Raw genomic sequence first — 22,880 nt, 5'->3', positions numbered from 1 at the left:
AGGACTCCCCGTGCGCCAGCCGCTCGGGCGGCGCGAAGGGGATCGCTACCAGCTTCATGCCTATCCTGATCGGCCTCGGCGGCATTTTCGCCATTCTCGCCATCGCATTCCTGCTCTCGAACAATCGCCGGGCGATCCGCCTGCGTGTCGTAGGGGCAGCGTTCGCGCTGCAGGCGGGCATCGCCATTCTCGTGCTCTATGTTCCGGCCGGCAAGGCGGTCATCTCGGCCATGTCGCGCGGCGTCTCGAATCTGCTGGGCTATGCGCAGGCTGGCACGGACTTCATCTTCGGCCCGCTCGCCAGGCCCGAGATCGGCGGCACCAGCTTCGCCATCGCCGCGCTGCCGGTCATCATCTTCTTCGCGAGTCTGGTCTCGATCCTCTATTATCTCGGCATCATGCAGCAGATCGTGCGCTGGGTCGGCGGCGGTATCGAGAAGGTGACCGGCGTCTCCAAGGTCGAGAGCCTGTGCGCGGCCGCCAATATCTTCGTCGGCCAGAGCGAAAGCCCGCTGGTGATCAGGCCCTATCTGGCGGGCCTCACGCCCGCGCAGCTCTTCACCGTGATGACCAGCGGCATGGCCGGCGTCGCGGGCACGATCCTCGCAGCCTATGCCTCGATGGGCATCAAGATCGACTATCTGCTGGCGGCGAGCTTCATGGCCGCGCCCGGCGGCATCCTCATGGCCAAGATCATCATGCCCGACGACCGCACCCCGGCGCAGGGCGTTCTGCCGCTCGAGACGCCCGGCGATGCCAACCTGCACCTCCCCGAGACGCGGATCAGCGGCAAGGGACCGGCGGCGCTGCTGCCCGAAGGCACGCCCGGCGAGCCGATGCCGGAAGCCAGCCATGACGAGGAGAAGCCCGCCAACATCATCATGGCGGCGGCGCAGGGCGCGCAGACCGGCGTCAAGCTCGCGGTCGCAGTCGGCGCCATGGTGCTCGCTTTCGTCGCGCTCGTGGCGCTCGCCAATGGTCTGCTGGCAGGAATCGGCGGCTGGTTCGGCTATCCCGATCTCAGTTTCCAGATGTTGCTCGGCAAGATCTTCTCGCCGGTCATGCTACTGCTCAACATTCCCTGGAACGAAGCGCAGATCGCCGGCGGCCTGTTCGGCACCAAGGTCGTGCTCAATGAGTTCGTCGCCTATATCGAGCTGGGCGCGGTGCAGGGCAGCCTCTCGCCGACCAGCGTCGCGATCATCACCTTCGCGCTCTGCGGCTTCGCCAATTTCTCGTCGATCGCGATCCAGATGGCGGTCACCGGCAATCTCGCGCCCAATCAGCGCCCGATGATCGCCAAGCTCGGAATCAAGGCGCTGGTGGCGGGGAGCTTGGCCAATCTCATGAGCGCGGCCTTGGCGGGGTTGCTGCTCAGTCTTTGACAACAAGGGGTAAGCATATGTTGCCGATCACGAGTTTGACTGCCGCCATCGCGACCCTCGGGCTGATTGTCCTCAGCTTGATCGTCAGTATGGGACGCGGAAAAGCGGGTGTGAACCATGGTGACGGCGGCAATGCGAGCCTGTTGCTGCGAATCCGGGCGCAAGGCAATTTCATCGAATATGTGCCCATTGGCCTCATCGTGATCGGGCTTTGCGAAATGGCCGGGATCAGCGCGACCTGGCTTTGGGCGTCATCATTGCTGCTTCTGCTCGGCCGACTGAGCCATGCGGTCGGTGTGCTCAGCGGTTCGCTGCCGCCGCGCGCGGCAGGCATGCTGATGACTTACGCTTCCCTACTGATCGGCACGGGTCTTCTGCTGGCCGATTACTTCGCCTGACTGTCAGCGCTGGGCCTCAGTCCAGATAGAAATCCACCGTCGTCACCACGCGCACTTTCTTGAAGGGCGTGTCGGCTGCGCCGTATCCGCCCGATTGCTCGCCGTCGCGCGGCTCGATCGAGAAATAGCCCTGCGTCGCGCTCTTGATGCCGCCGACAGCCGTGCCCGAATCCTTGGCGAACTGCTCGGCGGCGGCGCGCGCATCCTTGGTGGCTTCCGCGACCATCGGCGGCTTGATGTCATTGAGCTTGGTGAAGCTGTAGCTCATCGCCGATCCCTCCTGGAGGGTGACACCGCGCCGCACGAGATCGAACTGGCTCGCGACGGCGCGCTGGGCGCGGGGGATGTCGCTGGTGCGCAGCTGCATGCGCTGCGTGATTGTGATGTTGGGGATGCCGTTGTTCATGAACTGGTTGACGCCTGCGCCCGTCGCCACCAGCGCATCGGCCGGGAAACCAAGGTTGCGGAAATAGCCCTTCAGCGCTTCGGTATTGGCCTCGATCTCGGCGCGCACGCTCGGCAGATCGGTGCCGGTCGCCGAATAGGCGATGGTCCAGGTCGCGAGGTCGGCCGTCACATTGCGCTCGGCGAGGCCGCGCACCGTGACGGATCGCTCGGCGGCATGGGCGCGGCGCAGGCCGTCGCCCAGCAGATAGCCGCCCACGATCAGTCCGCCCGACAGCACGACCGCACCGGCGAGCGCGATCTTGTTCATGTCCTGCATCCACCCCATCGGAAAAATCCTCTCTTTCCCACGCAACGACCTGAGCTTATCTCAGCGAAGGCGATTTGCCACCAATGAGATGAACCGTTGCTGACGGGCGACGAATGGAGCGACGAGTCGATGCCCAAATATCTCCACACCATGATCCGCGTGACTGACATCGATGCGACCCTGCGCTTCTTCGAGCTGCTGGGCCTCAAGGAAATTCGCCGCTTCGACAGCGAGCAGGGCCGTTTCACCCTGGTGTTCGTCGCCGCGCCCGGCGACGAGGAGGCGCAGGTCGAGCTGACCTACAACTGGCCGCCCGAGGACGGCGAGGCGGAGGCTTATGACGGCGGCCGAAATTTCGGTCATCTCGCTTACCGGGTCGAGAATATCTACGAGACGTGCCAGCGCCTGATGGACGGCGGCGTCACGATCAATCGGCCGCCGCGCGACGGCCACATGGCCTTCGTGCGCACGCCGGACAATATCTCGGTGGAACTGCTGCAGGACGGCCATCTGGAGCCCGCCGAGCCGTGGAAGTCGATGCCGAACACCGGCGTCTGGTAAGTCCCATGCCCGGCCTGCTGCTCAACATCGACGTGCCAGATGTCGCTGCGGCCGAGGCCTTTTATTGCGCGGCCTTGGGGCTGAGGGTCGGGCGGCGCTTCGGCACGGATTTCGTCGAGCTGCTCGGGTCGGACGCGCCGATCTACCTGCTGACCAAGAAGTCGGGCACGTCGATCGGCCCGGCCGGCGGCGACACGCGGCGCTATGAGCGGCACTGGTCGCCGATCCATGCCGACTTCGTGGTCGAGGATATGGACGCCGCCGTCGCCCGCGCACTGGCCGCCGGTGCCGTGCAGGAAGGCGACATATGCGACGCGCCATATGGCCGCCTCGCCATGTTCGCCGATCCGTTCGGCCACGGCTTCTGCCTGATCGAGTTCAACGAGGTCGGCTATGACGCCATTGCGAGCTGAGGCGGCACGGCCATGACCCGTTGGCCTGCCGCAGCCGAGCATTTCCTCGCCATGACCGGCGCACAGGCGCCGATCGTGCAGGCGCCGATGGCCGGGTCTGGCGGCGTCGCCATGGCCATCGCGGCGATGCGGGCAGGTGCGGTCGGTTCGCTCCCCGCCGCCATGCTCTCGCCCGATCAACTCCATGCCCAGATCGGCGAAGTGCGCGTAGCCGCGACCGGCCCGCTCAATGTCAATTTCTTCTGCCACACGCTGCCCGATCCGCCGGACGACACGGCCTGGCGTGCGCTGCTGGCGCCTTTCTATGCCTCGGAAGGCGTCGAGCCGGGCCCACCCGCGCCGCTGCGCCGCCCGTTCGACGATGCCCTATGCGCCGTGATCGAGGAGCAGCGTCCGCAGATCGTGAGCTTCCATTTCGGCCTGCCCGAGAAAGCCTTGCTGGACCGCGTCCGCGCGGCTGGCGCGCTCGTTTTCGTCAGCGCCACCACATCGGAGGAAGCGCATTGGCTCGCCGGGCAGGGCTGCGATGCGATCATCCTGCAAGGTGCTGAAGCCGGCGGGCATAGCGGCTGGTTCCTCGGTGCCCGGCACAAGCCGACTCCGCTCGGCGCGCTGCTCGCCGATCGCCCGGACGTCCCGGTGATCGCGGCGGGCGGTATCGTCGACGGCGACGATGTGGCGCAGGCGTTGCGGGCCGGTGCAAGCGCCGTGCAGATCGGCACGGCCTATCTCGCCACGCCGGAAAGCTTCGCCATCCCGGCCTTTCGCGCCCTGCTGGGCACGGCGGCCGCGAGTGACGCTGCCTTCACCAATCTGTTCACCGGCCGCGAGGCGCGCGGCATTCGCAACCGACTGATCCGCGATCTCGGCCCGCTCCGCGTCGAGGCCCCGCCTTTCCCCTATGCGTCCGATGCGCTCGCCCCGCTGCGCGCCGCGGCCGAAGCGGACGGGCGCACCGATTACACGTCGTTGTGGGTCGGCACCGGCGCGGCGCGTGTGCGGCCGCAGAATGCCGAGCAATTTACCCGAAATCTGGCGCAGGATGCGCGCACCCTGTTGGAGGCAAGTCATGGCTGAACTCGAGATCCTGCGCGTGCCCGTGCTGAACGACAATTACGTCTGGCTGGTGCATGATGGCGCGAGCGGCGAGACTCTGGTGGTCGATCCAGCCGTGTCCGAGCCGGTGCTGGCGGCGGCGGACGAGAAGGGCTGGACGATCAGCCAGATCTGGAACACCCACTGGCATGGCGATCATATCGGCGGCAATGCCGGCATCGTCGCAGCGACCGGCGCCCGCGTCACCGCGCCGCAGGCCGAGCTTGCCAAGATTCCCGATGTGGATCGACCGGTGGGCGAGGGCGATCGCGTCCGCATCGGCGCGCATGAGGCAGCGGTCATGTCCGTCCCCGCCCATACCGGCGGCCACATTGCCTATCATTTCGCGGAGGATGAACTGATCTTCGTCGGCGACACGATGTTCGCCATGGGTTGCGGCCGGCTGTTCGAGGGCACGGCCGAGCAGATGTACGCCAATATGCGCCGGTTCGAGGCGCTGCCGGACGACACCCGCGTTTATTGCGCGCACGAATATACGCTCTCCAACGGCAAATATGCCCTGCGCGCCGAGCCGGAGAATGCGGCCGTGCAGGCCCGTATGGCCAAGGTGGAGGCGATGCGCGCACGGGGCGAAGCAACCGTCCCCACCACGATCGGCGAGGAGCGCGCCACCAATCCCTTCCTGCGCGCCGACAGCGTCGAGGAACTCGCCTGCCGCCGGGCGGAGAAGGACAAGGGGTAGGGTACTGTCCTCGGATACTGCGTCGGCTAGGACGCGCTGTCCGTTCCCGCCGGAAACAATGGCCTCACCCAGTCGAGCGCACTCTCGGTGAAGAAATGCCGCTCCGGCACCACCCAGCTTGTATCGTCGAGCGTGCCCGGCTTCAGCGTCTGTCGCCCGTCATTTTCGTGGCGGCGATGGATCAGGCGCGATCCGCAGTCGCAGCAATAGAGACAGTCGAGCCAATGGCCGGATTCGGCTTGCCGCGTCCAGGAGCCCGGGTCGCCCCGAGTGAAGACGAGCGCATCGAGCGCGACACTCATGGAAAGGCCGAAGGCGCTGCCGCTCTGCTTGCGGCAGAGCGAGCAATGACAGGCCCAGATGCCCAATGGCGGTTCGCGCAACTCATAGCGAACGGCGCCGCACTGGCAGCCGCCGGTCTGCGGGAAAGTCGGTTGGGCGTGGTCTGGCATGCACTGTCTCCTGTGCAATCGTCATAGCGAGGGGCGGTCGCGCGGTCAGCCCGTCGCGCGAAAATCGTCATGGCGCGTTCAGGCGAAGCGAGGCATGGAGCCGCTGCGGCGTGCTGGACATATTGGATCGGCCGCCTAGAGAATATTGGTTGATCGACACAACGATTAATCTGGGATTTATTCGGAAGGAGCGGGCGTGATTTCGGCAAAGGCAGCGGCAAAATGGGGCGTTCCGGCGCTGGCGGTCGGTCTGGCGATAGCGCCGCTGGGGAATTTGTTGGCCCAGGCTGCGGCACCCGCGCCCGCCGCGACGGGCAATGCCGACAAGGGCAAGGCGCTGTTCGAGAATTCCTCTTGCGGTGCCTGTCATGTGCTTGCGGCCGCGGGCGCTTCGGGCGAGATCGGCCCGTCGCTCGACAAGAATGCCCTTCTGACCCACGATCTGCTCGTCAGTCGCATGAAGAACGGGCAGGGCGCGATGCCGCCTTATGCAGGGCAACTCAGCGATGCCGATATCGAGGACGTGACCGCTTATGTGCTGAGCGTCGCGGCGAAATAGGCTTCGTCGTGAATTGGGGCATGCGGCCGTGCCTATTGGCCGGTCGCCGCCGTCCTTGGCCCCTGTTGCGCGAAATAGTTGGTCACGCCGTCCGGATCGTTCAGCCAGACGAATCGTATGCTGAAATTGGGCAGGCCGCCAAGCGGCTCCTCGACCGCCACATTCTGCGCCAGCGCCCGCGCATTCACCGCATCGACATTGCCGATCACATATTGGATGCCCGCGCTCCCCGTGTCGGCGGGCAGGTTCTTGCCTTTCGACCAGAGGCTGATCGTCGTCTCGCCATTGCGGAACGGATATTTGGTGACGCCGAGCAGCTTGTCCTCGACCGGCGGCAATTCCTCCAGACCTACGAACTCGCGATAGAAAGCGCGGCTGCGCGTCAGGTCCGAGACATTGACGCCGACATCGACGCCCGGCGTGGCCTCGGTATCGATGACGAGCTGGATCGTGAAGCCGGCGGGATCCTTGACCAGTGCGCCGCGTTTGCCGCCGCCCATGTCCTTGAAGGCGGGCGCCATTTCGCCCGCTGCCCTGAAGCGCGCGACGAGTGCGGCCTCGTCGGGATAGGACAGCGCGAAGAGACGGATGCCGGTCGCCTCGTGGACGCCGCCCAGATGATAGCTGCGCCCGTCCTTGAGGCCGGCCGCGAGCTTGATCTGCCCGCCGCCAATGCCAAACAGGATCATCTGCTGGCTGGCGTTGAGCTGGATCGGGCTCAGCGACTTGAGGCCGAGCGCCTTGTCGTAAAAGGCGACCATCTTCGCGGTATGGGCATGCTCGAAACGGCGATAGACGTTCATGCCGTCCATCGCGAACGCCGGCCTGGCAGGCGCGACGGCCGGGGCCGCTGCATCGGGCTGGGCCGGCGCCGGACCGCTCATCGGCAGCGCGATCGCGAGAAGCCCGAGGGCAAGTCTGGCGTGCATCTTGTCTCTCTCCTCATCCGGCCCGTCACTTGGGCAGGGCAAACACGATCAGCGCTTCATTGTTGGCCGGCTTGCCGCCTTCGCTGCGCGCACCGGCCGCGTCGGACCAGCCAGCCGCGACCACGGCGACATATTGGCGCCCATCGCGGCCACGATAAGTGATCGGCACGGACTGCGCATTATAATCGAGCATCGCGGTCCAGACCTCCTTGCCGGTCTTGGCATCGAACGCGCGGAAGCGGTGGTCGTCGGTCGCGCCGATGAAGACGAGGCCGCCGGCGGTGACGATCGGCCCGCCGAAGCTGTTGCCGCGACCGGTCTCCTTCTTGCCGTCTTCCAGTGAGTCGCTGACGCCGAGCCGGGTCGCCCATTTGATCTCGCCGCTATGACCGTCGACCGCGATCAGCCGGCCCCATGGCGGCCGGATGCAGGGCAGGGTGATCGACTTGCCGGTCGCGTCCTTGTAGCTCGCGTTGAACAGGGAATAGGCGCCGGGGCCGGAGAGGCTGGCGCGGTCGTAGAGCTGGCCCGATCCCGCCGTGCCGCGCCCATAGTCGGCGCCGTCCTTGCGCTTCTCGACAAAGCCGATGCTGCCGCCTTCGCTCATGTTGATGTAAATGAGCCCGCTGGTCGGATCGGCCGCGCTGCCGCCCCAGTTGGAGCCGCCATTATTGGGCAGGTTGATCGAGGCCTTAACGGGCCCGCCTTCCTCATGCAGGAAGAAGGGCGTGAACGGGCCGCTATTATAGAAGCCGCCATATTGCGCGAGCACCGCCTGACAGGCGGCGGCATGCGCTTCATTAGTGTCGGCGGCGGTCACGACATCGTCCGGCGTCCAGTGATTGCGCACCAGATCGCGCGGTTTGACCGGGATCGGCTGGGTCGGCGCATACCATTCGCCCGGCACGTCGCCCTTGGCGACCGGCTTCTCCTCGACGCCGAAGACCGGCTTCCCGGTCGTCCGGTCGAGAATGTACATGAGGCCGGGCTTGCCCGTCTCCGCAAGCGCGGGGATCGTCTTGCCGCCCATCTTCACGTCGAGCAGCACTGGCGGCGCGGGCAGATCGGAATCCCAGAGATCGTGGTGGATCGTCTGGAAGTGCCAGCGATATTTGCCGGTGAGCGCATCGACCGCCACGAGCGAATTGCCGAACAGATTATTGCCCGGCCGGTCGCCGCCATAATAATTGGCCGAGGGACCACCGACCGGCATGTAGAGCGTGCCGGTCTTGTCATCGAGGGTCATGTACCAGACCCAGACATTGGTGCCGGAGCGGCCTTTCCAGCCATCGTCGAGCCAGCTCTCATGGCCGACCTCGCCCGGCTGGGGCACGCTGTTGAATTCCCAGATCTTGGCGCCGGTGATGGCGTCATAGGCGCGGCTGTTGCCGGGTTGCCCCACCGGCATCTCGGCCGTGTTGGCGCCGACGATCAGCACGTTGCGATAGACGGTCGGCGGGCTGTTATAGGGCACGCCGAGCGCGAGCGCGCCGTCCTTGCCGAAGCTGGTCACGGGCTGGCCGGTCTTCGCGTCGAGCGCGAACAGGCTCGGCCCGTTGCTGTAGTAGATGCGCGGCGCATGCGCCTTGTCGCCCGGCCAGTAGGAGACGGCGCGGCGGGCGAGGCCGCCCTTCACCGGATGGCGCCAGACCTCCTTGCCGGTGTCGCCTTCGAGCGCGACCACGGCGTTGCCGAGCGGCAGGTAGAGGAGATTGCCGACCACGATGGGCGTCGCGCTGCCGACGATCGCGCCGCCGCCTTCCGGCCGCACGCGAAACGACCAGGCCTGCTCGAGCTTCGTCACGTTGCGCGTGTTGATCTGCTTGAGCGGCGAATAGCGCGTGCCGGCGAGATCGCGGGCATAGCGCGGCCAGTCGCCGGCGTCGGACTGAGCATGTGCGGCCGGCGTCGCCCCGCTCGTCACCAGGGGCACACTCATCAACAGCGCAATTGCCAGCCGCATTCAGCACTCCCCTCGGCCGCCATGCCGAAAGCGGTCATGGACGGTTACCGAACTATCGAGAGGCTGTGTATGCGGAGTTTCGTTCGGCCTGCAACAGTAGGAACAATAAACCTTTTCATTTTCCTACGATTGATGCTCGTCCCTTGCGATCTGATGCGCGAGCCTGCGCGCGACCTCGGCCGGGTCGAGGGACAGCAGCGTGACCGAGCGCGGTTGCGCCACCGCGCGGGCGAGCGTGCCCCAGGCACGGAACAACGCCGGCAGGCCGGTGCGCAAAAGGGGCTGAGGCTCGCTCATTCTCTATGCAATCAGTCATAAAGAAGCGCCGCGCAACGAAGTTATCCTTTCAGCACAACAATCCGCATGCGGGCCAAGGGCGCGGCGCGAGGGCTCCGTCAAGGTCAGCAAAGGGGGCGGGAAAGCCCCGGGTCAAAACCCTCAACGGAGTTTTCATGCGCTATTTCCTGCTGGCCTCGACTTGCTGTTTCGCCCTCGCCTCTGCCGCTTCCGCCGAGACCGAGATCACCACAAAGCAGACAAACCCGGTGCGTACATCGACGATCAAGAGCGGCACCGCCGACGACATCAAGATCACTTCCGCTGGCTCCGTGGAGCTGACGGTGCCGGGCGCGGCCGTGACGGTCGACAGCAATCACAAAGTCACCAACGAAGGCCTGATCCAGGTCAGCAATGCCAACAATTCCACCGGCATCTTCCTCCTCGGCGGATCGACGGGTGGCATCGTCCACAGCGGCAAGATCATCGTCGATGAGGCTTACACGCCGGTTGACGGGGATAATGACGGCGATATTGACGGCCCCTTCGCCGTCGGCTCCGGCCGGACCGGTATCGCGACGACGGCAGCGCCGCTGACCGGCAACATTACGGTGAAGGCGGGCGCGACGATCCAGGTCGAAGGCAATGACAGCTTCGGCATCCGCATCGTCGGGCCGCTGACCGGCGTGCTCTCGCATGACGGCACGACCAATGTGCTCGGCGACCGTGCCGTCGGCATCCAGACCGGCAGCGTCAGCGGCAATGTCCGCCTCGCCGGCACGGTGAACGCGCAGGGCGTCAATGCCGTCGGGGCCAATTTTCTAGACAACATCGGTGGTACCCTGACCATTCAGGGGTCGATCTCGGCGACAGGCTATCGCTACACGACCGTGCCGACCGACACGTCGAAGCTCGATGCGGACGATCTGCTGCAGGGCGGCTCGGCCGTCATCGTCGGCGGCGACGTGGCGGGCGGCATCATCCTCGCTGTCCCGCCCAAGGACAACAGCACGACCGACAATGACGAGGACAAGGACGGCATCACCGACAGCGCGGAAGGCTCGGCGAGCGTCCGCAGCTTCGGCGCGGCGCCGGCCATGCGGATCGGATCGGACACACGCAGCATCACGATCGGCGCGGTCCCCGGCACGGGCACCGGCTACGGCCTGGTGATCGATGGCGTCATTGCCGGCGCGGGCACGTATAATGATGCGGCCGGCCGCGGCCTCTATATCGGCGGCGGAGTCGGCCAGACCGTGACCATCGCGGGCGGCATCGGCATCAGCGGGACGGTCTCGGCCGGGTCCAACAATGTCTCGGCGACGGCGATCCGGCTCGGCGCGGGCAGCGCGACCCCGCTGCTCCATGTCACCGGCACGGTGCAGGCGAGCGGCAGCAATGCCGCCAACACGATCGCGACCGCCGTTGCCATCGATCAGAATGCGTCTCTCCCGACGATCCGCCTCGCCGGCACGATCAAGGCGACCGCGACCGGCGAGAACGGCACGGCCATCGCGATCTTCGACATGAGCGGCTCGCTCGGCCTGATCGAGAATAGCGGCGCGATCTCCGCGAGCGGCGCCAAGGCGGACTCCGGCCGCAACATCGCGATCGAGCTCTCCGACAACGTCTCGGGCGTCACGGTCAAGCAGACGCAGGTGGGGGCCGGCATCACGGCCCCGAGCATCACCGGCGCGATCAATTTCGGCGCTGGCAGCGATCTCCTCGACATCGCCGACGGCACGGTGACGGGCAACACCAGCTTCGGCGCGGGCGCCGATACGCTGCGGCTCTCGGGCGATGCGGTCTATGCGGGCGACGTCAATTTCGGCGCGGGCACGGCGTCCATGTCTCTCGCCGGCACCTCGCAGTTCAAGGGCAAGGCCGACTTCGCGGGCAATGCGGCGACGTTGTCGGTGGGCACGGGCTCGGCGTTCATCGGGAGCCTCGCAGGCAGCAGCCAGCTTGCCGTGACACTGGCGGGAGGCAAGCTTGACCTCACCGCCGCCTCGTCGGTCGGCAGCCTTGCCGTCACCGACAAGGGCGTGCTCGCGGTGACGCTCGGCCAGGCCGGCAATACGACCCCGATCCTTGCCGTTGCGGGCACGGCCAGCTTTGCGGCGGATTCGAAGCTCGCCATCAGGGTGACGGACGTGACGAACGCCATCGGCAATCATCTGGTGTTGAGCGCCGGCACGCTGAGCGGCGGCGCCAACGTCTCCGCCGACGTGGCGCTGGTGCCTTTTCTCTACAAGGCGACGCTCTCGACCTCGGGCAATGCGCTCAATGTCGCGCTGGCGCACAAGACGACGAGCGAACTCCAGCTTAACCGATCCGAGGCGGCGGCGTTCGACGCGGTCTATGCGGCGCTCGCCAAGGACACGAAGGTCGCCGGATCGTTCCTTTCCATCGCCAATGGCGAGCTCTTTCGTGCCACCCTGCGCCAGATGCTGCCCGATCATGCCGGCGGCACCTTCCAGGCGGTGACCCAGGGCGCACGCACCTTCGCACGCATGCTCGACGATCCGACCGGCCCGTTCAAGGACGAGGGAAACTGGGGCTATTGGGTCAGCCAGATCGCCTGGGGGGTCGAGAAGGGGCGCGCCGACACGCAGGCCTATGAGACGTCCGGCTGGGGCATTGGCGGCGGCGCGGAGATCAAGACCGGCCTTGGCAGCTTCGGCGGATCGCTGGCTTATTATTGGGGCCGCAATCGCGACACCGAGACGGCCAATCGCGTCAATGCCGGGACCTATGAGGTCGCGGGTTACTGGCGGCTCAAGCGCGGCGGCCTGCGCGTCACCACGCGCGGCAGCTACGCGCTGGTCGATCTGGAAGGCACGCGCAGCTTCGAAGGCGTGAACGGCACGGAGAAGGTCTCGCTGACCGCCCGTGCCGATCGCACCGCACGGCTTACCTCGGGCATGGGCACCGTGTCCTACGACTGGGTCTCGCGCAGCGGCCTTTCGTTCCGCCCGGTCGTCTCGCTCGATTATTATCGCCTGCACGAGAAGGGCTATACCGAAACGGGCGGTGGCGACGCCTTCAACCTGGCGGTCCGCGCGCGCACCAGCGACGAGCTGGCGGTGACGGGATCGGCCGTCGTCGGCCTCGACATGGGCGGTCAGGATCAATGGTCGGGCTGGTCGCGTATCGAGATCGAAGGCGGCCGGCGCGAGATAGTGAGCGGCAACCTCGGCAAGACCGTGGCCCGTTTCGCCGGCGGCAACGAGTTCATGCTGCTGCCGGAAGATCGCGAGAGCGGCTGGATTGGCCGTCTTCGTGGCATGGCCGGAAATTCCGGTTTCCAGATCGGCGGTGAAGTCGGCGCGGAGCAGCATCAGGGCAACTGGGCCCTGTCTCTTCGCGCCAGTCTCCGCATCGGCATCTGAGTTAGCCCCCAGATGTCGATGCATGGGCAAGAGGGAGATCGAAAGTGCCCCCCACCACCCGCCTCCCTCTTGCCCAACCCGGATTCGAACCAGAATGTCTGCACAATGCCTGAGGCTGTCCATGAAGCGAGACCGATCCCGATCCGGCCCGCCCTTGCGCCTGACCAGCAACGCGCTGTATGGCCCGGCGGCTGCGACCGCGCCGGGGGGAACGGGCGCCGGCAGGACCAGACGCGAAAGCCCGGGCAGGCAGTCGATGAACAGCGAACCCGCACAGGGGATGGATGCCGTGTTGCTGGCGCATCGCGCCCAGCTCGTGCGCTTCCTGGAATCGCATGGCGCCGGCGACGCGGCCGAGGATCTGTTCCAGGAACTCTGGATGCGGGTGACGCAGCGGCCGAGCGGTCCGGTCGCCAATCCGCTGGCCTATCTCTATCGCGCGGCGAACAATCTGATGGTCGATCGCTATCGGGCCGAGCGGCAGGCGCGGGTGCGCGATCACGCCTGGACGGAAGCGCGCGGCGCAGTAGAGGACATGGCGCCCGAGCCGACCGCCGAGCAGACGCTGATCGCGCGCGAGGAATTGCGGCGGATGGACGCGGCGCTGTCGGCACTGGGCGACCGGGTCGCACGCTGCTTCCGGATGTTCCGGCTGGACGGCACGCCGCAGAAACGGATCGCCGCGGAGCTTGGCGTGAGCCTCAGCACAGTGGAGGCAGACCTGCGCCGCGCCTATGCGGCGTTGCTCGCCGTCAGGAGGCAGTCCGATGACGCATGAACCGATCGAAACGGTGGCGCTCGACTGGGTGGTCCGCCAGCGCGACCCGGCCTTCGAGGCGTGGGAAGAATTCGCGCAATGGCTGGACGAGGATCCCGGGCATGGCGACGCCTATTATGCGCTGGCCGCGCTCGATGCCGACCTGGCCGATCTGCCGGCCGAGACGGCCGCGCCGGTCGAGTCTGAGGAGGCGGGCACGGTCGTTCCCTTCGCGCCCCGCCGCGTCAGCCGCCGGATGTGGCTGACCGGGGCGCTTGCCGCCTCGCTGGTCGGTGTCGTCAGCATCGGCCTCATGCAGCGCGGACAGGATAATTACCGCATCGAGACCGCCATGGGCGAGACGCATGTCGTCACGCTGAAGGACGGCAGCAAGATCGCCGTCAATGGCGGCTCCTCCGTGCTGCTCAGCCGCGACGATCCGCGCCGCGCGACCCTGGAGCGCGGGCAAGTCCTCTTCACCGTGGTTCATCGCGACGATGCGCCGTTCCGCGTCGCGGTCGGCAAGGCGGAGCTGGTCGATGTCGGCACGGTCTTCGATGTGACGCGCACCGGGAGCCAGACCGTGGTCGCCGTGTCCGAGGGCGCGGTCGTCTACAATCCCGGTGCCGACAATGTGCGGATCGACGCGGGCCGGCGCCTCGCCGTGCGGGATGGCGGCGCGGCGGAACTGCGCGCGATCAGCCATGAGGCGGTCGGCGGCTGGCAGGGCGGCCAACTCGTCTATGACGGCGTGCCGCTCGGCGATGTCGCGGCCGAGGTCGGCCGCACGACCGGCATCTCCATTCGCACGGCGCCCGGTGCATCGGCGATCCTGTTCCGCGGCGCGTTGCAGACCGGCGGCGAGCCGTCGCGGCTGGTCAACGATCTGGCTGCGCTTTCCGGTACGCGCGCCACGCAGGATGCGGGAGGGTGGACGCTCGCCAAGTGAAACGGCCGTTGCTCGCCTGTGCCATGCCGCTCGCGCTCGTCTGCGCCGTGGCCCCCGCATATGCGCAGCAGGCCCGCCCGATCGATCTCGCCAACGGCACGCTCTCGGAGCGGGTGCCGCAGCTTGCGCGCCAGACCGGCATCAGCATCAGCGTTTCCAGCGAGGCGCTCTGGCGCACGAAAGTGAAGGCCGTGCGCGGCACGATGACGCCGGGCGAGGCGCTGGCCCGCATGCTGGCCGGCACGCGCAGCCGCGCGGTGCAGCTCAGCGCCACGAGCTGGCGGATCGAGGCCGCCGCGCCTGCCATGCAGATCGTCCGTCGCCATAAGGCGCCGAAGTCCGAGCAGCCGCTGCCGACCGTCTCGGAAGATGGGGATCAGGAGCAGATCGTCGTCACCGCGAGCAAGATGGATCAGTCCTACGAGGATTTTCCCGGCACTGCGCATCGTATCGGCGGGACGGACATCAATTTCGGCGGCGAGCGGGGCACGGATTCGGTGCTGTCGCGCCTCGCCAGCGTCGCCTCGACCCATCTCGGCCCGGGGCGCAACAAGCTGTTCATTCGCGGCATTGCCGATTCCAGCTTCACCGGGCCGACCCAGTCGACGGTCGGGCAATATCTCGGCGACCTGCGGCTTTCCTATAATGCGCCCGATCCGGACCTGCGCCTCTACGACATGAAGGCGGTCGAAGTGCTCGAAGGCTCGCAGGGCACGCTCTACGGCGCAGGGTCGCTCGGTGGCATCATCCGGATGATCCCCAACGATCCCGATCCGCGCGGCGTCATGCTCGAGGCGACCGCCGGCATCAGCGCGACGCAGCATGGCGATCCCGGCGGGGATATCGCCGCGACGGTCAACCTGCCGTTCGGCGCGGGCGGGCATGCCCTGCGCCTCACCGGCTATGCGGTCAGCGACGGCGGCTATATCGACAATCCGCTGCGCGGTGAGAAAGACATCAACCGCACGCGCATCGCCGGTGGCCGCGGATCCGTGCGCCTCGACCTCGGAGACCGGTGGACCGTCGATATCGGCGGCATCTACCAATCGACCACCGTCGATGACAGCCAATATGCCGACCGGAAGGGCGATGCGCTGACCCGCGGCAGCCAGGTGGTCGAGGGGGCCGGCGCGGACTATGGCATGGCGATGCTCGTCGTGCGCAAGGAATGGGGCAATCTGCGCTTCCAGACGAGCAGTGCGTGGGTGCGGCACAGCCTGGAGGAGCGCTTCGACGCGACCCAGTTCGACATTCCCAGCCTGTTCAAGCAGCACAACCGCACGCGCATGTGGGTGAACGAGACGCGGCTTTGGCAGCCGATCGAGAACGGGTTCGGCTGGGTGCTCGGCTTCTCGGCGATCGACAACAGCACGGAGCAGCGCCGCGCCTTCGAGCGCACGAATTTCCGCGCCACATCGACCGGCGTTACCAATTCGATCACGGAATTTACCGGCTATGGCAAGTTCAGCGTCGAGCTGCGGGACTGGCTGCTGCTGAGCGGCGGCGGGCGCCTCACGCACAGCCGCCTTTCCGGCATGGGGCAGGACGTGCTGCCCGTCTTCAAGCTTGCCGGCGCGGATATCGAGGCGGAGCGGATCGAGACCGAGCTGCTGCCCTCGGTCGAGCTGCTCGGCCATGTCGCGCCCGGCGTCACGCTCTATGCGCGCTATGAGGAAGGCTTTCGCCCCGGCGGCCTCGCGATCGAATCCGATTTCGTGCGCCAGTTCCGCAACGATCATATCGAGAGCTGGGAAGCCGGCGCCCGCTTCGGCTTGCCGCGCGATGGCATCTCGGCCAGCCTGTCGGTGGCGCATGCCTTCTGGCGCGACATTCAGGCGGATTTCATCGACGGGCGCGGTCTGCCCAGCACCGCCAATATCGGCGAAGGCAAGATCACCTCGATCGCAGGCACGCTCGCCTTCGTGCCCGCGCCGGGCCTGCGCATCGACCTCAATGCCGTCTATAATCACAGCCGGGTCACCGCGCTCACGCCGGAAGTCGCCCGGCTTTCCTCCGCCTCGACGATCAACCTACCGGTCGCCGGGTCTGCCATCGGTCTCGCGCCGATCGGCACGATCGGGCAGTTCGGTCCCGGCGCCGAATTCGGCCGTATCCCGAATGTCGCCGATTATGCGATGCAGGCCAATATCGACTATCGCGCGCCCGTCGGCCGCAACGAGCTGCGGCTGGGCGCCTGGCTCAAATATATCGGCCCGTCCCGGCTCGGCATCGGCCCGGTGCTCGGCGACGAGCAGGGCGACTATCTCGACACCGGCCTTGCGGCGCGCCTCGGCGATGCGCGGCGCGGCATCTCGCTCTCGATGACCAACCTGTTCGACGCCAAGGGCAACCGCTTCGCGCTCGGCACGCCGTTCGAGATCGGCAATGGCGGCTTCGTCACGCCCCAGCGCCCCCGCACGATCCGGATCGCGGTGGATTATCGATATTAAGGCCGGCTGGTTCGTTTTGCATCGGTAATGATAATCACTTGCAACAATAGCGCGCATTCGCTAGCGGGAGCCTCAATCAAAAGAAGGGGTTTCGATGCGCTTTTCCGCCGCTTTCCTGCTGTCCGCCGTGTCTCTGCTGGCGACGGCGCCTGCGATCGCCCAGACCGGCGATGCGCCGGAGGATGCCGCACCGGACATCATCGTGGTCACCGCCGCGCGTACCGCCCTACCGGCGAGCGCCCTGCCGCTGACCATCGACATCGTGGGCGGCGAAACCCTGCAGCAGCAGATCGCGATCGGCGGCTCGGTGACCGATGCCATCGCGACGCTGACCCCGTCCTTCTCGCCGACGCGCCAGAAGCTCTCCGGCTCGGGCGAGACGCTGCGCGGCCGCTCGCCGCTCTATGCGATCAACGGCATTCCGCAGTCGACGCCGATGCGCGACGGCAGCCGCGACGGTTTCACGATCGACGGCTTCTTCGTCGATCGGGTCGAGCTCATCTACGGCTCCAATGCGCTGCAGGGCATTGGCGGCACCGGCGGCATCGTCAATCAGGTGACGGTCGGCGCACCCAAGGCGGAGGGCCTCTCCGGCCGCGTGCTGCTCCAGGGCACGGTCGACAATCATTTCCACCGTGACGGCCTCGGCGGCAAGGCGGGCGGGCTGGTGCAGTACAAGGCGGGCGCGTTCGATGTCTCGGTGGGCGGCGTGTTCGAGAAGCGCGGCGCCTTCTATGACGGCAGCGACCGCCGCGTCGGTCTCAACCTGACGCAGGGCGAGACGCAGGCCTCCAACACCACCAATGTCTTCGCGCGCCTCGGCTATCAGCTCGGCGCCACCGGCCGCATCGACCTGATCGCGAGCCGCTTCGAGCTCAAGGGCGACGGCGATTATGTCGCGATCGCCGGCAATCGTGCGACCGGCATCCCGACCAGCTCGGTCCACGGCAAGGCGCCCGGCAAGCCCGCGACCGGCCGCACGGAGAGCGTCGCGCTCAGCCTGACCGACACCAATCTGCTGGGCGGCAATTTCGTCAGCCAGATCTTCTGGAACCGCACGCACGACACGTTCGGCGGCGAGATCAACCCGATCGCGACCTTCCAGGATGTACGGATCGCGCCGATCGGCACCTTGTTCGACCAGTCGGAGAACCGCTCGCGCAAGATCGGCGCCAAGATCAGCTATGAGCGCGCCGTTCCCGGCTTCGAGGATCTGACCCTCATCGCCGGTTTCGACGCGCTGTTCGACGAGACCGAGCAGCGCCTGATCGCCACCAATCGCGTTTGGGTGCCGCCCAGCGAGTTCACCAGCCTCGCGCCGTTCGCTCAGGCCAATCTCAAGCTGTTCGATGGCCTGCTGCGCCTCGCCGGCGGCGCGCGGTGGGAGAATGTCACGATCAAGATCGACGACTACCAGACACTCGCCTCGACTACCATCCCGGCAGGCGGTGTCGCGGTCTCGGGCGGTAAGCCCAAGTTCGACGATCTGCTGTTCAACGGCGGCGTGATCCTCGAGCCATGGTCCGGCATCCGCGCCTATGCGAGCTATGCGGAAGGGTTCACCGTGCCCGATATCGGCCGCATCACGCGCGCCGTCAGCCGGCCCAATCAGGATATCGACACGTTCCTCGACATCGCGCCGGTCATCTCGAACAATCGCGAGATCGGCTTCGAGCTCAAGCGCGGGCCGCTCGATGCGAGCGTCACCTATTTCTGGTCGTCGAGCGACAAGGGCCAGCTGCTGATCGCGGCGGGCAACGGCATCTTCAACGTGCAGCGCCAGCGCGTCGAGATCGAGGGTCTGGAAGTCTCGCTGCGCATCCAGACGCCGCTTCCGGGGCTGCGCGTCGGTCTCGGCTATGCCGATCTCGCCGGCCGCTACGACAGCGACAATGCGAACCCCGATGGCATCGTCGATACCGATCTCGACGGCGTGAACATCTCGCCGGATCGCTTCAACGTCTCGGCGACCTATGACAACGGCCCGTTCTCGGCGTTGTTCCAGACGCAGTTCTTCCTCTCGCGCAGCTTCCAGGGCAAGACGAGCCCGGATCAGCGCAACAATTTCGAGGGCTATGCCGTCTCCGATGCGAGCCTGCGCTATGCGAGCAAATGGGGCGCCTTCACGCTGGCGGCGCAGAATCTGTTCGACAAGTTCTACATCGACTACAGCAGCGACACTCGTCTCCCGAACGACAATTTCGCCTATTTCGCCGGGCGCGGCCGCACCTTCACCTTGAGCTGGGACTATCGTTTCTGATGGATTGGCGTTTCCGATGAAGCTGCTCGATCTGCTGCATCGCTGGACGGGCGGGCTGGTCGGACTCATCCTGGCGATGCTTGGCCTCACCGGCGCGATCCTCGTGCATCGCGACGCCTGGGTGAACCTGCCGCATGCCGGCGATGCGCGCGTCACCAATGTCGATATGCTCGCCGACGCGACGCAGCGCCTGATGAGCGATCCGGCCGGCCAGCCGCTCAGCATCATCTACGCGAGCGACAGCTTTGGCCTCGATCGCCTGACTCTGCCGAAGGGCGCGGGTGCCTATAGCGATCAGACGGGCGGCATCGTCACGCGCTGGGCCTCGCAATGGGAGCGGCCGGAAATCTGGCTGTTCGACCTGCATCATCATCTCTTCGCCGGGGATGTCGGCGAGACGATCCTGGGCATCGCCGCGCTCTGCGGCCTGTTCTTCGTCGTCTCCGGCCTGTTCCTCTGGTGGCGCACGCGCGGCACCTTCAAATTCCGCCTGCTGCCCAAGCGTCTCAGCCGCCCGTCGATCGTCTGGCATCATCGCGATCTCGGCATCATGATGGCGCCGCTGCTGCTCCTCTCGCTCTACACCGGCTCGGTCTTCGTGTTCCGCCCGATGGCGGGCCTCATCCTGGGGCCGGGCACCGAAGCCGCGCTCAAGGAAGCCTTGAAGGCGCCGACCTACAAACCGGCCGAGCTTTCCCCGACGTTCGACTGGCGCGCCATGATCCGCGCCGCGCACGCCCGCTTCCCCGAGGCCGAGCTGCGCATCGTCGCGCGCCCGCGCGAGGAGTCCGGCATGGTGACGGTGCGTATGCGCCAGCCCGAGGAATGGCTGCCCAATGGCCGCACGATGCTGTGGTTCGCGGCGGACACCGGCGAACTGCTGGGCGCGCGAGACGCCCGCGCGCTCTCGACCCGGGCCGGCATCTACAATCGCTTCTATCCGCTGCATGCAGCCAAGGTCGGCGGACTGCCCTGGCGGCTGGTGATGACGCTGAACGGCCTCGCGCTGTTCCTGCTCGGCACGCTGGCGGTCTGGACCTTCTGGTTCCGGCGACCCAGGGCGCGGCCGATGCCGAAGCCGCGCGTGGCGATGACGTAGGGCTGGTCGCTATCAATTAGCAGTAGTGCTCCTGCGAAGGCAGGAGCCCAGGGCGGTTAAGTTCGTCGGTTGGGCCCTGGACTCCTGCCTTCGCAGGAGCACAAGTCGGTGAGTTCGTCACACGGACCTATTCCCTCGCATGCTTGCAATAGCGCCGAGGTCGAGGCAGTCCCTGCGTCGATGGCCGCCGAGACCGATCTTGAAACCACCCTGCTGGGACCGGTCCTCGCAGATCGCGCCTGCGGCGACTGCACGGCGTGCTGCACCGTCCTCACCGTCGATACGCCCGATTTCAGGAAGCCGGCCGGTACGCCCTGCACATGGCTCACCGTACAAGGTTGCAGCATTCATGCTGCGCGCCCGCATATCTGCCGGACATGGTTCTGCGCCTGGCGCCGCATGGCGGATCTGCCGGATGACGCGCGGCCGGATCGCTCCGGCCTGCTGGTCTCGCTCAATTTCGTGCGGGAGCCGCGCAACGTCTTCGAAGCCGTGTCGCTCAACGTCCGCCTGCTCCCCGGCAGCGAGGCGATCGGCAACGGGATGGCCAAGACCGTGCTCGACCGGCTGTGCAACCAGCTCATCCCCGTCTGGTTCAGCGACGGATCGCGGAAAATGCTGATGCATCCCGACAAGGAGGTCGCCGCATTGGTCGTCTCGGGAGACCCGGCGCCGGCGCATCTCGCGGATGAGGTCGCCGCATGGCGCGAGCGCTATGAGGTTTTCTCGGGAGGCGGCTAGATCTGCCGGGAGGCCCGGCCCGCTGCCCCTACCGAGCCTGCTCCTCCGCATTGGTCGGCAGATGTTGCAGCGCTTCCTCGTCCGGCTCGATGCCGGTGACGCCGATGATCCGCGCGACCGTGCCATAATGGCCGATGCACATGACGAGGTTGATGACCACGCGGTCGCTCACATGCTTGCGCAGGTCGGCGAGCGTCTCGTCGCTCGGCGCGACATTGCGCACGACGTCGTCGGTGAAGCGGGCGACGGCGGCGAGCCGGGGCTCGAGGCTTTCATATTGCATGACGCCGATCGCCTCGATCTGCTCGTCGGTGAGGCCGACGGCCCTGGCGATGCTGAGATGCTGGTGCAGCTCATATTTGCTGTTGCAGAGATGGCCGACGCGCAGGATCGCCGTTTCGCGCAGGCGCGGGTCGAGATTGTCCGGCGTGGAGATGCCGTAGCCCAGTTCCCCGGCCGCCTTGAACAAAGCCGGCGAGGCATGGGCGGCCATCCGCACGATGTTGAGCGGCGTCCCGGCGAGCATCTTCTGCACCATGGGCTCCAGCGTGGCGGTCTCGGGATAGGGAATACGCGGCATAGCCTCTCCATGATGTTTCGTTGTTAGAAATAATGTTTCAAAAATTCGGCAATACCGCTCGACTCGTCTGTCAGTCCACCTTATAAATTCCGGGCGGCCAGGCGCCAGACGCCCGGAACCGGAAAAATGGCGGAGGCACCAGCACCATGATCCAAGATGCGCCTGCCTGTTCACTTCCGCCCGGTGCGCCGCATCATGCTGCGCTGCATGCCGTCACGGCGAGCGGGCGCCGCGCAAGGTCCAGGTCATCCGCCGCGGCAAAATACCCGCCGCGTCACTCCGCTATTCCCAGCCCTGCAAGATCATGGCACATCTGCGCGGATGACGATTGCAACCATGATCAATGAGGAAAAAGACGTGACCAACAGCGCCGGCGGCGTGATGGCCATACGTCTTGTCCTCGAGATCCTCGAAGCGCTTGCGACCCGCGAGTCCGTCGGGGTGACCGAGCTCTCCAAGGCCCTGGACACCACCAAGGCCCGTGTCTTCCGGCACCTGCGCACGCTGGTCGATCAGCGATATGCCATCCAGAACGAAGCGAGCGAGCGCTATGCCGCCGGGCCGCGCCTCATCGCGCTCTCGCGTGCCGCCGCGCTGACACCGCATGACGGCCTCATCCGCCTTGCCCGGCCGACACTGATGCGCCTGCGCGACGCCTTCGGCCACACGGTCAATCTCAGTCTCGTCTATGGCGACAGCGCGTCGATCGTCGAAACGGTGCCGGGCAATGCGCTGATCGGCGTGGTGATGCACGTCCACACGCACATGCCGCTGCATTGCACAGCGGCGGGCAAGCTGCTGCTGGCCGAGCAACTCGCGGTGCAAGGCAAGCTGCCCAAGGAACCGCTCAACAAATATACCGACAACACGATCACCGACATCGAGTCGCTGCGCATGGAATTGCAGCGCATCAGCGAGCAGGGCTGGGCCGGCGCGCCCGAAGAAATCGTGCTCGGCATCAATGCGCTGAGCGCCCCGATCCGCGATCATCGCGGCGAAATGGTCGCGATGGTCTCGGTACTGAGCTCCATCCAGTTCATTCCCCGCCAGCCGGCGCGCGAACTGATCGAGGCCGTGAAGGGCGCCGCCGCCGAGATTTCGAGCGAGCTGGCTTTCTAAAGTCCGGGCTGTCCGCTCGCCAACTTTCTTCACCGCCTAAGACACGTCCGTGTTGACAAACGAAACACTGTCTTGCGACACGAA

21 protein-coding genes are annotated in these 22,880 nt (G+C 66.3%); 15 read left to right on the top strand and 6 right to left on the bottom strand.

Annotation, left to right across the window (positions count from 1 at the left end):
* The first annotated feature begins 56 nt into the window (after positions 1 to 56).
* Together KM135_RS06850 and KM135_RS06845 are read left to right on the top strand one after the other, a co-directional pair.
* Positions 57 to 1,385 (top strand): NupC/NupG family nucleoside CNT transporter, encoded by a 1,329-nt coding sequence (locus tag KM135_RS06850; protein ID WP_221713243.1) that lies wholly within the window; start codon positions 57 to 59, stop codon positions 1,383 to 1,385.
* Positions 1,386 to 1,402: 17 nt separating this feature from the next.
* Positions 1,403 to 1,783: an MAPEG family protein gene (locus KM135_RS06845; protein WP_221713242.1), complete on the top strand. Its 381-nt coding sequence runs from the start codon at positions 1,403 to 1,405 to the stop codon at positions 1,781 to 1,783.
* Between the two features lie 16 nt (positions 1,784 to 1,799).
* On the opposite strand, the gene KM135_RS06840 is transcribed toward KM135_RS06845, so the two are convergent.
* Positions 1,800 to 2,507: an SIMPL domain-containing protein gene (locus KM135_RS06840; RefSeq protein WP_425517017.1), complete on the bottom strand. Its 708-nt coding sequence runs from the start codon at positions 2,505 to 2,507 to the stop codon at positions 1,800 to 1,802.
* A gap of 120 nt (positions 2,508 to 2,627) precedes the next feature.
* Between KM135_RS06840 and KM135_RS06835 the strand changes: the two genes are divergently transcribed.
* The 4 genes from KM135_RS06835 to gloB are packed head-to-tail and all read left to right on the top strand — an operon-like array spanning position 2,628 to position 5,270.
* Positions 2,628 to 3,059: a VOC family protein gene (locus KM135_RS06835; RefSeq protein WP_221713547.1), complete on the top strand. Its 432-nt coding sequence runs from the start codon at positions 2,628 to 2,630 to the stop codon at positions 3,057 to 3,059.
* Positions 3,060 to 3,064: 5 nt separating this feature from the next.
* Positions 3,065 to 3,472 carry a VOC family protein gene (locus KM135_RS06830; protein WP_221713240.1) on the top strand — a complete coding sequence of 136 codons (408 nt, stop codon included), beginning with the start codon at positions 3,065 to 3,067 and terminating at the stop codon, positions 3,470 to 3,472.
* Between the two features lie 12 nt (positions 3,473 to 3,484).
* Complete coding sequence (locus tag KM135_RS06825; RefSeq protein ID WP_221713239.1) at positions 3,485 to 4,549, top strand: NAD(P)H-dependent flavin oxidoreductase; 1,065 nt, start codon at positions 3,485 to 3,487, stop codon at positions 4,547 to 4,549.
* Complete coding sequence (gene gloB, locus KM135_RS06820; protein ID WP_221713238.1) at positions 4,542 to 5,270, top strand: hydroxyacylglutathione hydrolase; 729 nt, start codon at positions 4,542 to 4,544, stop codon at positions 5,268 to 5,270. The genes KM135_RS06825 and gloB overlap by 8 nt, the downstream gene beginning before the upstream one ends.
* Before the next feature lie 26 nt (positions 5,271 to 5,296).
* Here the strand turns inward: gloB and KM135_RS06815 are convergent, their stop codons facing one another.
* Positions 5,297 to 5,722 (bottom strand): GFA family protein, encoded by a 426-nt coding sequence (locus tag KM135_RS06815; protein WP_221713237.1) that lies wholly within the window; start codon positions 5,720 to 5,722, stop codon positions 5,297 to 5,299.
* A 196-nt stretch (positions 5,723 to 5,918) separates the two neighbouring features.
* Here KM135_RS06815 and KM135_RS06810 point away from each other — a divergent pair, with 196 nt between their 5' ends.
* Entirely contained in the window at positions 5,919 to 6,281 is a 363-nt protein-coding gene (locus KM135_RS06810; protein ID WP_221713236.1) for a c-type cytochrome, read from the top strand.
* Positions 6,282 to 6,313: 32 nt separating this feature from the next.
* Here KM135_RS06810 and KM135_RS06805 read toward each other — a convergent pair whose 3' ends face one another.
* From KM135_RS06805 to KM135_RS06795, 3 genes are all read right to left on the bottom strand, one after another.
* Positions 6,314 to 7,210: a VOC family protein gene (locus KM135_RS06805; protein ID WP_221713235.1), complete on the bottom strand. Its 897-nt coding sequence runs from the start codon at positions 7,208 to 7,210 to the stop codon at positions 6,314 to 6,316.
* Positions 7,211 to 7,235: 25 nt separating this feature from the next.
* On the bottom strand, positions 7,236 to 9,149 hold the full coding sequence (locus KM135_RS06800; protein ID WP_221713234.1) for an outer membrane protein assembly factor BamB family protein: 1,914 nt from the start codon (positions 9,147 to 9,149) through the stop codon (positions 7,236 to 7,238).
* Positions 9,150 to 9,296: 147 nt separating this feature from the next.
* The gene (locus KM135_RS06795; protein WP_221713233.1) at positions 9,297 to 9,470 is read right to left on the bottom strand and encodes a hypothetical protein; all 174 of its coding nucleotides are present in this window, start codon (positions 9,468 to 9,470) and stop codon (positions 9,297 to 9,299) included.
* A 155-nt stretch (positions 9,471 to 9,625) separates the two neighbouring features.
* Between KM135_RS06795 and KM135_RS06790 the strand changes: the two genes are divergently transcribed.
* The 7 genes from KM135_RS06790 to KM135_RS06760 all read left to right on the top strand — a co-directional run bounded on the left by KM135_RS06790 (position 9,626) and on the right by KM135_RS06760 (position 21,097).
* Entirely contained in the window at positions 9,626 to 12,841 is a 3,216-nt protein-coding gene (locus KM135_RS06790) for an autotransporter outer membrane beta-barrel domain-containing protein (protein WP_221713232.1), read from the top strand.
* 256 nt (positions 12,842 to 13,097) lie between these two features.
* A complete protein-coding gene (locus KM135_RS06785) occupies positions 13,098 to 13,619 on the top strand; it encodes a sigma-70 family RNA polymerase sigma factor (RefSeq protein ID WP_221713231.1) in 522 nt (173 codons plus the stop codon).
* A complete protein-coding gene (locus KM135_RS06780) occupies positions 13,609 to 14,547 on the top strand; it encodes a FecR family protein (RefSeq protein WP_221713230.1) in 939 nt (312 codons plus the stop codon). Before KM135_RS06785 ends, KM135_RS06780 begins: the two co-directional genes overlap by 11 nt.
* The gene (locus tag KM135_RS06775; RefSeq protein ID WP_343228158.1) at positions 14,529 to 16,997 is read left to right on the top strand and encodes a TonB-dependent receptor; all 2,469 of its coding nucleotides are present in this window, start codon (positions 14,529 to 14,531) and stop codon (positions 16,995 to 16,997) included. The genes KM135_RS06780 and KM135_RS06775 overlap by 19 nt, the downstream gene beginning before the upstream one ends.
* 94 nt (positions 16,998 to 17,091) lie before the next feature.
* Complete coding sequence (locus KM135_RS06770) at positions 17,092 to 19,257, top strand: TonB-dependent receptor (protein ID WP_221713229.1); 2,166 nt, start codon at positions 17,092 to 17,094, stop codon at positions 19,255 to 19,257.
* A 16-nt stretch (positions 19,258 to 19,273) separates the two neighbouring features.
* On the top strand, positions 19,274 to 20,356 hold the full coding sequence (locus KM135_RS06765) for a PepSY-associated TM helix domain-containing protein (RefSeq protein ID WP_221713228.1): 1,083 nt from the start codon (positions 19,274 to 19,276) through the stop codon (positions 20,354 to 20,356).
* A 180-nt stretch (positions 20,357 to 20,536) separates the two neighbouring features.
* Positions 20,537 to 21,097, top strand: a complete 561-nt coding sequence (locus KM135_RS06760; protein ID WP_221713227.1) for a YkgJ family cysteine cluster protein — start codon at positions 20,537 to 20,539, stop codon at positions 21,095 to 21,097.
* 28 nt (positions 21,098 to 21,125) lie between these two features.
* On the opposite strand, the gene KM135_RS06755 is transcribed toward KM135_RS06760, so the two are convergent.
* Positions 21,126 to 21,677: a carboxymuconolactone decarboxylase family protein gene (locus KM135_RS06755; RefSeq protein ID WP_221713226.1), complete on the bottom strand. Its 552-nt coding sequence runs from the start codon at positions 21,675 to 21,677 to the stop codon at positions 21,126 to 21,128.
* Between the two features lie 321 nt (positions 21,678 to 21,998).
* Here KM135_RS06755 and KM135_RS06750 point away from each other — a divergent pair, with 321 nt between their 5' ends.
* A complete protein-coding gene (locus KM135_RS06750; RefSeq protein WP_221713225.1) occupies positions 21,999 to 22,796 on the top strand; it encodes an IclR family transcriptional regulator in 798 nt (265 codons plus the stop codon).
* The last annotated feature ends 84 nt before the right edge of the window (positions 22,797 to 22,880 follow it).

It is taken from the genome of Sphingobium xanthum (assembly GCF_019737615.1).
Lineage (GTDB): Bacteria > Pseudomonadota > Alphaproteobacteria > Sphingomonadales > Sphingomonadaceae > Sphingobium > Sphingobium xanthum.
This window is presented reverse-complemented; position numbering and strand designations above follow the sequence as displayed.